The sequence below is a fragment of the Pseudoalteromonas sp. B160 genome (assembly GCF_037162485.1).
In the GTDB taxonomy this organism is placed as follows: Bacteria; Pseudomonadota; Gammaproteobacteria; order Enterobacterales; family Alteromonadaceae; genus Pseudoalteromonas; species Pseudoalteromonas rhizosphaerae.
Genome location: NZ_JARLUX010000001.1, coordinates 514128 through 528657, shown reverse-complemented (window position 1 = coordinate 528657; position 14530 = coordinate 514128). Strand labels below are relative to the sequence as shown.

The 14530-nt window shown below is 41.0% G+C and carries 7 protein-coding genes, 10 tRNA genes and 6 pseudogenes; 7 read left to right on the top strand and 16 right to left on the bottom strand.

The genetic code is table 11. The annotated features are described in order from the left end of the window. Positions 1-335: 335 nt before the first annotated feature. The 16 genes and pseudogenes from P4S61_RS02515 to lolB form a co-directional block, all read right to left on the bottom strand. Positions 336-410 (bottom strand) — tRNA-Gln (locus tag P4S61_RS02515). Between the two features lie 38 nt (positions 411-448). Continuing rightward, positions 449-533: transfer RNA gene (locus tag P4S61_RS02510), tRNA-Leu, on the bottom strand. 84 nt (positions 534-617) lie between these two features. After that, positions 618-692: transfer RNA gene (locus tag P4S61_RS02505), tRNA-Gln, on the bottom strand. A gap of 40 nt (positions 693-732) precedes the next feature. Next, positions 733-817: transfer RNA gene (locus P4S61_RS02500), tRNA-Leu, on the bottom strand. Between the two features lie 84 nt (positions 818-901). Beyond that, positions 902-976: transfer RNA gene (locus tag P4S61_RS02495), tRNA-Gln, on the bottom strand. A gap of 40 nt (positions 977-1016) precedes the next feature. Next, positions 1017-1101, bottom strand: a tRNA-Leu gene (locus P4S61_RS02490). 167 nt (positions 1102-1268) lie between these two features. After that, a tRNA-Met gene (locus P4S61_RS02485) sits at positions 1269-1345 on the bottom strand. A gap of 5 nt (positions 1346-1350) precedes the next feature. Beyond that, positions 1351-1425: transfer RNA gene (locus P4S61_RS02480), tRNA-Gln, on the bottom strand. A gap of 38 nt (positions 1426-1463) precedes the next feature. Next, positions 1464-1548: transfer RNA gene (locus P4S61_RS02475), tRNA-Leu, on the bottom strand. A 63-nt stretch (positions 1549-1611) separates the two neighbouring features. Further along, a tRNA-Met gene (locus tag P4S61_RS02470) sits at positions 1612-1688 on the bottom strand. A 279-nt stretch (positions 1689-1967) separates the two neighbouring features. Next, entirely contained in the window at positions 1968-3059 is a 1092-nt protein-coding gene (gene ychF, locus P4S61_RS02465) for a redox-regulated ATPase YchF (RefSeq protein ID WP_337117717.1), read from the bottom strand. A 34-nt stretch (positions 3060-3093) separates the two neighbouring features. Beyond that, a pseudogene (gene pth / locus P4S61_RS02460) lies at positions 3094-3679 on the bottom strand (aminoacyl-tRNA hydrolase). A gap of 17 nt (positions 3680-3696) precedes the next feature. Beyond that, the gene (locus P4S61_RS02455) at positions 3697-4302 is read right to left on the bottom strand and encodes a 50S ribosomal protein L25/general stress protein Ctc (protein ID WP_145240633.1); all 606 of its coding nucleotides are present in this window, start codon (positions 4300-4302) and stop codon (positions 3697-3699) included. Between the two features lie 160 nt (positions 4303-4462). After that, entirely contained in the window at positions 4463-5410 is a 948-nt protein-coding gene (locus P4S61_RS02450) for a ribose-phosphate pyrophosphokinase (protein WP_145240635.1), read from the bottom strand. Between the two features lie 99 nt (positions 5411-5509). Beyond that, positions 5510-6353 (bottom strand): annotated as a pseudogene (ispE, locus tag P4S61_RS02445) (4-(cytidine 5'-diphospho)-2-C-methyl-D-erythritol kinase). 16 nt (positions 6354-6369) lie between these two features. After that, positions 6370-6894 carry a lipoprotein insertase outer membrane protein LolB gene (gene lolB / locus P4S61_RS02440; protein ID WP_337118873.1) on the bottom strand — a complete coding sequence of 175 codons (525 nt, stop codon included), beginning with the start codon at positions 6892-6894 and terminating at the stop codon, positions 6370-6372. 144 nt (positions 6895-7038) lie between these two features. Between lolB and hemA the strand changes: the two are divergent. The 7 genes and pseudogenes from hemA (at position 7039) to P4S61_RS02405 (ending at position 14528) form a co-directional block, all read left to right on the top strand. Continuing rightward, positions 7039-8293: pseudogene (gene hemA / locus P4S61_RS02435) on the top strand (glutamyl-tRNA reductase). Positions 8294-8300: 7 nt separating this feature from the next. Further along, on the top strand, positions 8301-9386 hold the full coding sequence (gene prfA / locus P4S61_RS02430) for a peptide chain release factor 1 (RefSeq protein WP_145240641.1): 1086 nt from the start codon (positions 8301-8303) through the stop codon (positions 9384-9386). A 2-nt stretch (positions 9387-9388) separates the two neighbouring features. Further along, positions 9389-10230, top strand: a pseudogene (gene prmC, locus P4S61_RS02425) (peptide chain release factor N(5)-glutamine methyltransferase). Between the two features lie 63 nt (positions 10231-10293). Continuing rightward, complete coding sequence (locus P4S61_RS02420) at positions 10294-11820, top strand: DUF3369 domain-containing protein (protein WP_337117716.1); 1527 nt, start codon at positions 10294-10296, stop codon at positions 11818-11820. A gap of 111 nt (positions 11821-11931) precedes the next feature. Next, positions 11932-12306 (top strand): SirB2 family protein, encoded by a 375-nt coding sequence (locus tag P4S61_RS02415; protein WP_145240645.1) that lies wholly within the window; start codon positions 11932-11934, stop codon positions 12304-12306. A gap of 124 nt (positions 12307-12430) precedes the next feature. After that, positions 12431-13259 (top strand): annotated as a pseudogene (locus P4S61_RS02410) (tetratricopeptide repeat protein). A 16-nt stretch (positions 13260-13275) separates the two neighbouring features. Continuing rightward, positions 13276-14528, top strand: a pseudogene (locus tag P4S61_RS02405) (DUF819 family protein). Positions 14529-14530 lie beyond the last annotated feature (2 nt).

Sequence of the window (14530 nt, the reverse complement as noted above, 5' to 3'; positions counted from 1 at the left end):
ATCGTGTTAAGTTACTGACCATTTATAGCGACAGATAAATGGAGTGATAACAAGGCGTAAATTTTGACATGTAGTTGTTCTACTTGAAAAAATTAGAACGCAGTTAGCGCTTTATTTAGCTCGCTAGAATGGTTAAATATTTAAGTCGATTGGTATCAAATAGCTAACTAATTTAATGTAATTGGTATTAATAGAATGGCTAGGGTGGGCGAAAGCTCACTCATATAATTTTTTGATAAAAGATAAAAGATAAAAGATAAAAGATAAAAGATAAAAGATAAAAGATAAAAGATAAAAGATAAAAGATAAAAGATAGAGAAGGGAATTGATAAAATTGGCTGGGATACCAGGATTTGAACCTGGGAATGCCAGGATCAAAACCTGGTGCCTTACCGCTTGGCGATATCCCAACTTTAAATTTTATTAGTTTTAGTTCTAGGTAAGAACATGGTGCGGAAGGAGAGACTTGAACTCTCACATCCTAAGATACTGGAACCTAAATCCAGCGCGTCTACCAATTCCGCCACTCCCGCATAGTCTATATAATTATATACGTTTTTGCTGTTTATACTCGTAGCTAGAGTTATTCTTTAACAACATTCTTTGGTAGAAGAAGTTGGCTGGGATACCAGGATTTGAACCTGGGAATGCCAGGATCAAAACCTGGTGCCTTACCGCTTGGCGATATCCCAACAAAGAAACAGTTGATAGTTTTAATTCTTATCAAGAACATGGTGCGGAAGGAGAGACTTGAACTCTCACATCCTAAGATACTGGAACCTAAATCCAGCGCGTCTACCAATTCCGCCACTCCCGCATAGTCCGTATAATTATATACGTTTTTGCTGTTTATACTCGTAGCTAGAGTTATTCTTTAACAACATTCTTTGGTAGAAGAAGTTGGCTGGGATACCAGGATTTGAACCTGGGAATGCCAGGATCAAAACCTGGTGCCTTACCGCTTGGCGATATCCCAACAAAGAATCAATTGATAGTTTTAGTTCTTATCAAGAACATGGTGCGGAAGGAGAGACTTGAACTCTCACATCCTAAGATACTGGAACCTAAATCCAGCGCGTCTACCAATTCCGCCACTCCCGCATCGAACATACAGGTAACAATATATTAGAACCTAAATCCAGCGCCTAATTCAAGACAACTGTTAATTCCGCTACTCCTGCATACTTTGTGTAATAAAACACTAGGTAGTTATTTTAAACTCTTTATTGAGTGTAGTTTATACTCCTACAGAGCCATTTCAAAAGAAATGGTGGCTAAGACGGGATTTGAACCTGTGACCCCATCATTATGAGTGATGTGCTCTAACCAGCTGAGCTACTTAGCCATTGTTGGCTGGGATACCAGGATTTGAACCTGGGAATGCCAGGATCAAAACCTGGTGCCTTACCGCTTGGCGATATCCCAACAATAACAATTGATAATTTTAATTCTTATCAAGAATATGGTGCGGAAGGAGAGACTTGAACTCTCACATCCTAAGATACTGGAACCTAAATCCAGCGCGTCTACCAATTCCGCCACTCCCGCATACGTTGTGTAATAAAACACTAGGTAGTTATTTTAAACTCTTCATTGAGCAACAAAAAATAATGGTGGCTAAGACGGGATTTGAACCTGTGACCCCATCATTATGAGTGATGTGCTCTAACCAACTGAGCTACTTAGCCATCTTTTTTGTTAGCACTTCATCGCTGAGTGCGGGGCGTATTATGCTGATATGACCCAAATCCGTCAACACCTTTTTTGCAAAAAAACACGTATCTTGGTTTGTTTGCGGGAAAAATAGGCTAACAGGCTAAATTTTAATAAAAATGGTGTTTTTTTTAACTGCTTTATTGTGACTTATTCACAACAGCTGATATTTAATGATAGTGCAAAAATAAAAAAGGCTCGTAAAAACGAGCCTTTAAAAATCACTAAAGGTGATAGGTCACACTGGGATGGTGTTAAACATTGAACAAGAAGTTCATTACATCGCCATCTTTAACTATGTATTCTTTGCCTTCTTGGCGCATCTTACCTGCTTCTTTTGCACCACTTTCACCTTTATAGGCGATGTAGTCATCAAAAGCGATGGTCTGTGCACGGATAAAGCCACGCTCAAAGTCAGTGTGGATTTTACCTGCAGCTTGTGGCGCAGTTGCACCTACTGGGATTGTCCATGCACGTACTTCTTTTACACCTGCAGTAAAGTAGGTTTGTAAATGAAGTAACTCATAACCACCACGGATCACTAGATTCAAACCTGGCTCATCCAGACCAAGATCGGCCATAAACTCAAGTTTATCTTCTTCATCTAGTTCCGAAAGCTCAGATTCAATCGCGGCACATACAGGCACAACAACAGCATCTTCAGCAGCAGCAATTTCGCGTACACGGTCAAGATATGGGTTATTTTCAAAACCATCTTCAGCTACGTTAGCAATGTACATAGTTGGTTTGATTGTTAAGAAGTTAACAGAGCTAATAGCCGCTTTTTCTTCTTTAGTTAATGCTAAAGAACGTAAAGTTAAGCCTTCATCAAGGTGTACTTTTACTTTTTCAAGTACGGAATTTTGTTCTTTTGCGTCTTTATCGCCACCTTTGGCTTTTTTCGCGTTACGGAAAAGGGCTTTTTCAGCGCTATCCATATCAGCAAGTACTAACTCGGTGTTGATCACATCAATATCATCAGCAGGATCAATGGTACCTGCAACGTGAATGATGTTGTCATCTTCAAAGCAGCGCACTACGTGGCCAATTGCATCGGTTTCACGAATGTTAGCTAAAAACTGGTTACCAAGACCTTCCCCTTTCGATGCGCCTTTTACAAGACCCGCAATATCCACAAATTCCATACTCGTTGTAAGAATACGTTGTGGTTTTACAATCTTTGCAAGTTCGTCTAGACGAGGATCTGGCACCGGTACCACGCCCGTATTTGGCTCGATGGTACAAAAAGGAAAGTTAGCGGCTTCAATACCCGCTTTGGTTAATGCATTGAAAAGTGTTGATTTACCAACATTAGGCAAACCGACGATGCCACATTTGAAACCCATAGTTAAGATACCTTGTTTAGATCCGCTTAACCAATTATGGCTTAAACGAATGTAGTCTGTTTTGTGCTTTTAACACACCGTCTTTTGCAAGTATTTCCATACAACGAACTGCTTCATCTACTGCGGCATCCATTTTCTCTTGGTCTTCTTTGGCTGCTTTTCCAAGCACCCATCCGGTCACCATTTCACGGTGTCCTGGATGACCTATGCCAACGCGCAAACGCATGAAATCTTTTTGATTTGCCATCTTTGCAATAATGTCTTTTAAACCATTATGGCCACCGTGTCCGCCACCTTTTTTTAATTTGGCAACACCTAGGTTCTAAATCCATTTCGTCATGGGCAACTAGGATGCTCTCAACAGGAATTTTGAAAAAGTTGGCTAAACTACCGACAGCTTTACCACTTAAATTCATATAAGTAGTAGGGATCAGTAATTTGAATTCTTGACCTTGGATGATCACTTTGCCGGTAAGGCCGTGATACTTAGGATCGTGTTTTAGCGTACAGTTGTAGCGTGCAGCGAGTTGCTCGATGAACCAAGCACCTGCATTGTGGCGTGTGTTTGCGTATTCGGGGCCTGGATTAGCCAGGCCCACAAGCATTTGAATAGAATTCAAGGTGCAAACCTTAAAATTTATTCTGCAGCTTCGTCTTCAACTGGCGCAGCTTTGTTAGCTTTGATAGTTACGATAGACTGGTCGTGATCAGCACCTTTCGCTAAATCAACAGATGAAACACCTGCTGGAAGTTTAACGTCAGAGATGTGTATTGAGTCACCAGCAACTAGGCCAGCTACGTCAACTTCTACGAATTCAGGAAGTGACTTAGGAAGACACGTGATTTCGATTTCTGTTAATTGGTGAACTACAGTGTTACCCGCTTTAGTTACCGCTTCTTCACCGATGAAGTGAACTGGTACTTTAGTGTTAAGTTTGTGGGTAGCATCTACACGTTGGAAATCAAGGTGAGTGATTTTAGGCTTGAACGGGTGACGTTGGATATCTTTAAGGATAGCTTCAACTTTTTCACCAGCGATATCAAGAGTAAGGATGTGAGTGTAAAAACCTTCACTTTCTTGTGCTTTGATAATATCTTTGTGTTCAAAAGTAAGTGATGCAGCTTCTTTGTCAGCACCGTAAAGGATCGCAGGGATTTTATCTTCACGACGTAGGCGGCGGCTCGCACCTGTACCCGTAGCTGTGCGTAATTCTGCATTAAATGTATATGTTTCGTTAGACATGATGTCTCCAATAATTAAATAGTGTAGGGCCTTTGCGACCAAGGTCCCTAGCCAAAAGGCGCGCTATCATACCACCGCGACTAATTAAAAGAAACATGATACATAAAAAAAGCGCCAACGAGGCGCTTTATTACATCAGGATATTTTAACTAAACCAAGTTTAGTGTTCGAACATCGCTGAAATAGATTCTTCATTGCTGATACGGCGAATTGTTTCAGCTAGCATGTCTGCAAGTGTTAACACTTTAATTTTATCAATTGCTTTTAATTCAGCAGACAGTGGAATTGAGTCAGTTACAATCACTTCATCAATTACTGAGTTACGAATGTTTTCTAATGCTTGGCCAGAAAGTACAGGGTGAGTAGCGTAAGCGAATACTCGCTTAGCACCGTGTTCTTTAAGTGCTTCAGCTGCTTTACATAAGGTACCGCCAGTATCGATCATATCATCAACGATGATACAGTCACGGCCTTCAACGTCACCAATAATGTGCATTACTTGAGAAACATTCGCTTGTGGGCGACGCTTATCAATAATGGCAAGATCGGTATCGTTTAATAACTTAGCAATAGCACGGGCACGAACTACACCGCCGATATCAGGTGATACAACAACAACATCATCAAATTGACGCTCTTTCATATCTTCAAGTAGCACTGGGCTACCGAACACATTATCAACTGGTACATCAAAGAAGCCTTGGATTTGCTCAGCGTGTAAATCAACCGTTAGAACTCGGTCAACACCTACACTTGATAAGAAATCGGCAACAACTTTTGCTGTGATTGGTACGCGAGCAGAGCGCACGCGGCGATCTTGACGTGCATAACCAAAATAAGGAATGACGGCTGTTATACGACCTGCAGATGCACGACGTAAGGCATCAACCATTACAATAAGCTCCATCAAGTTATCGTTAGTAGGGGCACAGGTTGATTGCACAATAAAAACATCCGAGCCACGAACATTTTCATTAATTTGAACACTGATCTCACCGTCGCTAAAACGGCCAACAACAGCATCGCCAACTTCAATATATAAACGTTTTGCAACTTTTTGAGCTAACTCAGGTGTTGCGTTACCAGCGAAGAGCTTCATGTCAGGCACGGTAGGGTTCCTCAGGCACTGAATTTTTGACTAATAAGCGATAAAAAAAGTATAGCTTATTAACTTAAACTTTATTTACTTGTACGTTACTTCATTGCTTCAATGTATAGCGTCCAACTGCGTATGAGCAGGAGAGATATTAACGCTGCTGGCAATAAAACCGTCCCAGTTATGGGGGAGATTTTCAAGAACATGTTGCGCTTCTTTTTGCGTGGCAAATTCAACAAAACAGCATGAACCTGTGCCAGTCATCTTCGACGGAGCGTATTTTAGCAACCACTGGAGGGTCTTTTTCAACCTCAGGGCAGAGCTTTTTAACTAAAGGCTCGCAATCGTTGGCTAATGTTTGTTGCTGCCAGTGGCCTTTTAGCTTCGGTGTATTGCGTTTTAAATCTGGGTGAGTAAAAATTTTCGCGGTGCTGACATGTTCACTTGGATGCACTACACAATACCATTTTGACGGCAGCTCTACATTCACTAACTTCTCGCCAATGCCTTGAGCTAGGGCGCTTTTGCCGTTAATGAACACCGGCACATCTGCGCCTAACTGCACGCCAAGCGCTGCTAATTCAGACAGTGATAACTGGCATTGCCATAATTTATTAAGCGCTAAAAGTGTGCTGGCCGCATCTGAAGAACCACCACCAACGCCGCCTCCCATTGGTAATATTTTAGCTAAATTTATTTTTGCGCCAAAAAGGGAATTTGTGTGTTTTTGTAATAAAACGGCCGCTTTATAGATCAAATTATCTTTTAGGGGGATATCGGTGGTGTCACCAGTGACTTCAATTTCAGTTGTTTCAGTCAAAGTAAATGTGAGTTGATCGCCATAATTTAAAAAAGTAAATAAGGTTTCCAGTTCATGATAGCCATCTTCACGACGGCCATTAATGTGTAAAAATAAATTGAGTTTGGCAGGAGCCAATAACGAAAATGAAGTCATAGTGTGCGTAGTCATGTTAGTTAAAGTGCCACTCGTAAAGTTGAATTTTTATTTTAATATCTTGGTGTTTTAACGTGAGCTTTTTAGGTAACCAAAATCCGGCGTATTGTTGGTAATCAGCATAGCTTATTTGCCATTGATCGCCATCGGGTGCATGCCAAGTTACATTTTTTGCTCGGCCTAGTTCATCAACTTGCAAACTTGGATCGTCAACAGTGCCTTTTAACCAATTATCGGCGCTGTCCATCGGTATATTAAAACCAGTGAGCCTAGCAAGCAGGCGCGATGCATTAATGTCATGGTAAATGTGATCATCGTATTCAAGTTCAGCGCCGTTAGTATTTTGTGTTAATGCTAAAACACGGGTACCGATAAAACTCGTTAAAATAAGTTGGTTTAACTGTTCTTGTTGTTGCCAATTTAAGTTTGCTGATTGGCGTTCATCTGGACTAATAAAAGCCAGTTTTCCTTCAACTTGCCAATTGGTTTGTTGTGATAATTGCGACTTCCAATCGTCATAAAGAGCTGTTTGAGGGCTAATTTGCTGCGCACAACCACTTAAAAATAAAAAATATGAGTAAAATCAAATATAGTCGAATCAAATGTCGTTCCTTACTTTCCATATTCCGCTGATTTTTGGTAAAATTATCGTCTTTCGAGCACGGCTTAGCAATATTTGGCACATATGACCATAGTAGCACTTGGTATTAATCATAAAACCGCATCTGTAGAATTACGCGAAAAGGTTGCCTTTTCGCCTGAGCAATTGTCAGAAGCATTACAGCAACTGAGCGATCACGATCAGTTTAATGAAGCGGTTATTGTGTCCACATGTAACCGAACAGAAATCTATTGTAGCCTCGCTCAGCAAAATTCCCAAATACTGTTGCAATGGTTAGCTAGTTTCCACGGTTTGGATGAATACGAACTGAGCAGTAATGTATATTGTCATCAAGATAATGATGCTATCAATCATTTAATGCGTGTGTCATGTGGCCTAGATTCTCTGGTGCTAGGTGAACCGCAAATTCTTGGTCAAATAAAGCAAGCTTATAATAGCGCCAAAAATCACAATTCGGTGAGTGTGGTATTTGACCGGTTATTTCAAAAAACCTTTTCGGTAGCAAAACAAGTAAGAACGGAAACCGATATAGGCGCCAGTGCGGTGTCTGTTGCTTATGCTGCGGTTAATTTAGCTAAACATATATATGGCAAGTTAGATAAAACCAAAGTGCTATTAATTGGTGCCGGAAACAATTGAGCTGGTAGCGAAACATCTATATCAAAATGAACCACAACAGATCACCGTGGCGAATCGCACCATAGAGCGTGCACGCCTACTGGCAGAAGATGTTAATGCCGACGTTATTGCGTTAGCGCAGTTACCTGAACGCTTACATCAGGCGGATATAGTGATCAGTTCGACAGCAAGTACTTTGCCAATTATTGGTAAAGGGGTAGTTGAACAAGCGCTAAAACAACGCCGTAATAAGCCAATGTTATTTATTGATATTGCAGTACCGCGCGATATTGAAAGCCAAGTTGGTGAATTAGATGCGGCCTATTTGTATTCGGTTGATGACTTACAGGCAATAGTAAGCGAAAATATCGCTTCAAGAGAACAAGCCGCCGATGAAGCGCAAGTGATTATTACCCAGCGCTGTGCGGAATTTGTGATGTGGATGCGTTCACTCGACTCTGTCGATCTGATCCGTTCTTATCGCCAAGATGTACACGATATTAAGTCTGAGCTGGTTGATAAGGCAATAAGCCAATTAAATACCGGTAAAGACGCAGAAAAAATTATTTTAGAGCTGGCCAACAAGTTAACCAACCGCCTAATGCACGCGCCTACCCGTGCAATTCAAGATGCGGCTAAAAAAGGTGAAGTTGCTCAGTTAAGCCAATTAAAGAAAATGTTAGGTATTGATCAGGAATAGCAGTTACATGAAAGAGTCCGTTTATCGTAAGTTAGAAACCTTAGTAGAGCGTTATGAAGAAGTACAAGCGCTGCTAAGTGATCCGTCAGTTATTAGCGACCAAAATCGTTTTCGTGCGCTTTCAAAAGAATATTCTGAGTTGGAAGAAATTGTTAAAGCATTTTTAGGCTATCAGCAAACACAAGATGATGTTGCTACAGCAGAAGAAATGCTAAAGGATTCGGATCCTGATATGCGTGAGATGGCGCAAGAAGAATACAAAGAAGCCAAAGCGCAAATCCTTGCTATCGAAGATCAAATACAAGTGTTGATGCTACCAAAAGATCCGCGCGACAATAATAATGTGTTTTTAGAAGTACGTGCCGGCACGGGAGGCGATGAAGCGGCCATTTTTGCTGGTGATTTATTCCGTATGTATACCCGTTATGCTGAAACTAAAAAATGGAAAGTAGAGATTGTGAGCACCAATGAAGGTGAGCACGGTGGTTACAAAGAAGTCATTGCTAACATTAGTGGTGAAGGCGTGTATGGGCAATTGAAGTTTGAATCTGGTGCTCACAGGGTACAACGTGTGCCAGAAACTGAATCGCAAGGACGAGTACATACCTCTGCGTGTACTGTTGCGGTAATGGCTGAAGTGCCAGAAGCTGAAGCGATTCAAATTAATACCGCTGATATTAAAGTTGATACGTTCCGTGCCTCAGGTGCCGGTGGTCAGCACGTTAATAAAACTGACTCGGCAATTCGTATTACCCACTTACCAACAGGTGTAGTGGTTGAGTGTCAAGATGAACGTTCACAGCATAAAAATCGCGCGAAAGCGATGTCAGTGCTTGCTGCACGTTTACAACAAGCGGAAGATGAAAAACGCCACGCGGCTGAAGCATCAGAGCGTCGTAACTTAGTCGGTAGCGGTGACCGTTCGGAACGTATTCGTACTTATAACTATCCGCAAGGACGTATTACAGATCACCGTATCAATCTCACTTTATACCGTTTAAATGAGGTAGTTGCCGGCGACTTAGGTTGTGTGATTGAGCCGCTAATGCAAGAGCATCAGGCTGATTTACTAGCCGCTATGGGTGATGAGTAATCGTGACCGACACGATTGAAAGTGCTGTTTCGCGTGCTACTTTGCTGCTGCAAAGTAGCAGCGATAGTGCCAAATTAGACGCTCAAGTATTATTGCTCGACGTATTACAAAAACCACGTAGCTACTTATTTAGCTGGCCAGAACAAAAGTTAACACCGCAACAACAACAGCTATTCGAAAGTTATTGTCAACGTCGCTTAACAGGTGAGCCAGTGGCTCATATAACGGGCACGCGTGAATTTTGGAGTTTGCCACTGCAGGTTAATCCCACTACGCTGATCCCCGTCCAGATACCGAAACACTGGTTGAATATACGCTCAGTTTACCTTTACCTGTGGCCGCTAAAGTGCTTGATTTAGGCACTGGGACTGGTGCAATTGCGCTTGCACTTGCCAGCGAAATGCCACTTTGGCAAATCACAGGGGTTGATAGGGTTACTGATGCTGTAGCGCTTGCGAATACAAATAAGCAGTGGTTAGGCTTTATTAATGTAGACTTTGTGCAAAGTGATTGGTTTAGCCAAGTTACAGCACAAAAGTTTGATCTAATAGTTAGTAATCCGCCGTATATCGAATATGATGATATTCACTTAAATCAAGGTGACGTACGTTTTGAACCACTTTCTGCGTTAGTTGCCGATGATGACGGTATGGCTGATATCAAGTATATTATTACTCAAGCACGCAATTTTTTAACGTCAAATGGTTACCTTGTTATTGAGCATGGATATCAACAAAGTACTAAAGTGCATAGTTTTTTTGCACAAATGGCGTATACAAATATACTTACAGTTAAAGATTTAGCAAATAACGATCGTGTAACGCTCGCACAGTGGCCGGGATAACTATAACAATTACAGTGCGAGAGCAAAATAAACGCTTTGAGGACTCAGTATGATGGATGATTTTTGTTTTCGGATGAACCACAAGAAGTAGAAAGTGATGTAGTTAAGGGGACATGGAAAGTCATCATTGTTGATGATGAGCCTGAGGTTCATGCCGTCACGAAACTGGCATTAAGTGATTTTGAGTTTCAAGACAAGCGTTTAGAGTTTATTAGTGCATACTCAGGGGCTGAGGCTAAAGTACAAATAGATAATAATCCCGATGCTGCAATAGTACTGCTTGATGTGGTGATGGAAACCGACGATGCAGGCTTGAAAGTCGCGCAATATATTCGTGAAGTCGCTAAAAATAATCATATCCGTATTATCCTTCGTACTGGTCAACCCGGCCAAGCGCCAGAGCGCCAAGTTATTGTTAATTACGATATCAATGACTACAAATCAAAAACAGAACTTACCGCACAAAAACTATTTACTGTAGTGATGTCGAGCTTACGTTCTTATCGCGATATTTTATCGATTGAACAATCTCGTCAAGGGCTTGAAAAAATCATTAAAGCATCTCGAGATATTTTTTCAGCGCACTCACTTGATCATTTTATTGAAGGGGTGATGCAACAATTAACATCGTTGCTCGGCACCGTTGATCAAGCAATGTACGCCACCAGTTTAGTGGCAGGTAATCCACAAGATAATCAGCATAAATTAGTGGTATTTTCTGGGCGAGGCGATTTTGAACGCAGCGAAGGTAAAGCAATTGAAGAGGTCTTGAATACCGAGCAGCTATCAGCATGTAAGCAAGCATTTAGAGATAAAAACATTGTTTATAAAGACAATTATTTGTTTGCATACTGTTGCAGCGAACATAATCATAATTCAATGCTTTTTATATCTGGTATTCCACACGACTTATCGGATACACAGCGCCATTTGATTGAAATATTTTCGCAAAATGTACAGTTAGCGTATGAGAATGTACAATTACAATCCGAGGTCGAAGCTACTCAGCAAGAGTTAGTGCTTCGTTTAAGTGAAGCTCTGGAGCAGCGTTCAACCGAAACAGGTAATCATGTTAAGCGGGTTTCGCATATATGTAATACTTTAGCACTGGCGTATGGTTTATCGAAACGTGAGGCTGACTTAGTTCGTTTAGCGTCGCCACTTCATGATGTTGGTAAGGTCGGTATTCCTGACGCTATTTTAAATAAGCCGGGTAAATTGACCTCCGAAGAGTGGGAAATCATGAAAACGCACACTCAAAAAGGTTACCTTATCTTACAAGGCTCTCGTCGAGAAATCGTTAATGCGGGTGCTCAAATTGCACGTGATCACCATGAAAAATGGGATGGTTCAGGTTACCCACAAGGAAGGCAAGGACAAGACATTCATATCTTTGGCCGTATAGTGGCGCTTGCAGATGTGTACGATGCGCTGCGCCATAAACGTTATTACAAAGAAGCGTGGACGCTTGATGATGTCGTTAATGAAATCAATCAGCAAAAAGGCAAACATTTTGAGCCTAAACTGGTCGATGCATTTAACGACAACCTAGCGGAGCTTGAAGAAATTTTAACCCGTTTTCCAGATTAAAAAATAATACCCAGTGCATTGAACTGGTGAGTTATTTAACGCATTAGAATGAGTATGTTTAATAACATTGGTACAATTTCTTTTTTAACATTAATGAGTAGTTAGGGGCATATGGATTATTTAGCAGTCAAACACACACACATGGCAATTGCAGTTTTAAGCATTGTTCTATTTTATGTACGTTCATTTTCTCGCCTCGGCAGTGGTGCAATCGCTAAAAATAAATTGGTATTTATTGGTAGTCACGCAACCGATACGTTTTTACTTATTTCAGCTTTCGCGCTGATGGCAATTGCAAAAATTAATCCACTAGAACAAACCTGGCTGCTTGAAAAGATTATTCTTGTAGTGGCGTACATTGTACTGGGTATTATTGCCAGTAAACAGCAAAAAACCAGTATAAAAATTGTGTTTTTAGTTGTTACGACTGCGGTCATTGCCTTCATTGGTAAGCTGGCGGTTGCCAAAACAGCGTTTATTTTGTAACTAAACGTGTTCAAAGGCTGCACTAAACAGTCTTTGAACGTTAATCTAGCGCGCTACGTTGGTATCTGTGTAAAAAAATAGGTAAACTAGTCATTCATTTTCTATTAAAGATGTTGCCGTATTAATGACCACCCCTTGGTTTGAAGATCAAAATGAATCCTATCAAGATGAGGCTTTTGACACATTCGTTCCCCAAGCGTTGTATCGTTGTATAAGCGCTGGAAGCGAAGTGGGATCCTCAAGCTGATTTAAGTGATAGCTTTGCCACACTGAGCGACTTTGAAAATCAAGTCACCGAACTATGCCAACAATACCCTGATATTCACGAACGGTTTGATGCGTTGGTTGACATGTTTTTTACTCAGTGGTTATTTAGCGTATCCAGTTTAAAAGTCCCAGAATACACCTTAAATAGTTTTAGCTATATGCTGAGTATGCGCAGTGGTTCTGAAACAACACTGGGTATTTTATTATGCCATTTGCTGAACCATGCAGGTTTTGATGCAAATGTAACGATTAATAATAGTGAAATAAATGTCCATGTTGCTATTAGCGATGAGGAAGGTTATTTACTTGAGCCGAGTTCAGGTCAACAAAGTTGGTATATTATTCCTGAAAACGCCAGTGAAGAAAATGGTGATGAGCAAGAGCCGCTTGAGCTCATTTTTGACGAAGAAGTGTATAAGCTTTATCTAGCACAACAAAAGTGGGCCTTTATTAGCAGTAATAAATTTGGTCATGCTTTGAGCTGTGTTGAGATGCTGATGGAGCTAATAGGCGATGATCCGTACGAAAGACGCGACAGAGGCTATTTACTTAACCAGCTTGATTGTCCGAAAATGGCACGTGACGACTTACAATTTTTTATCGATGAGTGTCCAGATGATCCTGCAATTGATATTATTCAGCATCAACTTGAAGAACTCGAAGATAATCACAAAACTCACCATTAACTTTTAAGGAATTTACATGGCTGACGCCCATACTGCCCTGATCACCAATGACGCGGTTGTCTTTGGTTTATTAGCAGTAATATTAGGCTTTATTTTTAAAACATCGAACAGTCAAAATAGCGCACTGAAAAAGTTTTACAAATATGTCCCAGCATTATTACTGTGCTATTTTTACCTTCACTATTGAATACTTTTGGCATTGTTGATGGTCATTCATCTAATGTGTACTTTGTAGCATCACGTTACTTGCTTCCGGCGTGCTTAATTTTACTGACCATTAGTATTGATTTACGTGCCATTATTAATCTTGGTCCGAAAGCATTAATTATGTTTTTAACCGGTACTGCGGGTATTGTGATCGGCGGCCCGTTGGCCATTTTGATCATGAGCGCAGTGTATCCAGAAGCAGTCGGTGGTCATGGCCCTGATGCAGTATGGCGTGGCATGACCACGATTGCTGGAAGCTGGATTGGTGGTGGTGCAAACCAAGCATCGATGAAAGAAATGTTTGAAGTTGGCGGAGATATATTCTCAGCAATGGTTACGGTAGATGTGATTGTCGCTAATTTATGGATGGCAGTATTACTGTTAATGGCTGCCAACCATAAAGCCATTGATGCGAAAACAGGCGCGGATACTAGCGCGATTGAAGAGTTAAAAAATCGCGTTGAAAAATACCAAGCCGAGCACGCACGTCTGCCAACACTCAATGATTATATGCTGATCATTGCAATTGCATTTGGTATTACCGGTCTTGCGCATTTTTGTGCAGACTTTTTAGGACCTTACTTTGGCGCTAATTTTCCATGGGCACAAGAATATAGCTTAAACAGCAAGTTCTTTTGGTTAATTGTTATTTCGACGACCATAGGTATTGCATTGTCGTTTACTAAAGTACGTCATATTGAAGCCTTTGGCGCATCTAAAGTAGCCTCCAGCTTTTTGTATATTTTAGTGGCATCAATTGGCCTTCATATGAATATTACGGCTATATTTGAATCGCCTATGTATTTCGTCATTGGCTTAATTTGGATGCTTACCCACGCCAGTTTAATGTTAATTGTGGCAAAAATAATTAAAGCGCCGCTATTTTATATGGCCGTTGGCTCACAAGCGAATGTGGGCGGTGCGGCATCGGCACCTGTGGTTGCTTCGGCATTTCACCCATCGCTTGCGCCAGTTGGGGTATTATTAGCCGTTCTGGGCTATGGCGTAGGCACGTATATGGCATATATTTGTGGTTTAATGATGCAAGCAGTTGCACCTTAAGG

Bases quoted from the DNA above. Each gene is read 5' to 3' on its own strand.
- ychF (WP_337117717.1), bottom strand. From the start codon at position 3,059: ATGGGTTTCAAATGTGGCATCGTCGGTTTGCCTAATGTTGGTAAATCA.
- P4S61_RS02455 (WP_145240633.1), bottom strand. From the start codon at position 4,302: ATGTCTAACGAAACATATACATTTAATGCAGAATTACGCACAGCTACG.
- prfA (WP_145240641.1), top strand. From the start codon at position 8,301: ATGAAAGAGTCCGTTTATCGTAAGTTAGAAACCTTAGTAGAGCGTTAT.
- P4S61_RS02415 (WP_145240645.1), top strand. From the start codon at position 11,932: ATGGATTATTTAGCAGTCAAACACACACACATGGCAATTGCAGTTTTA.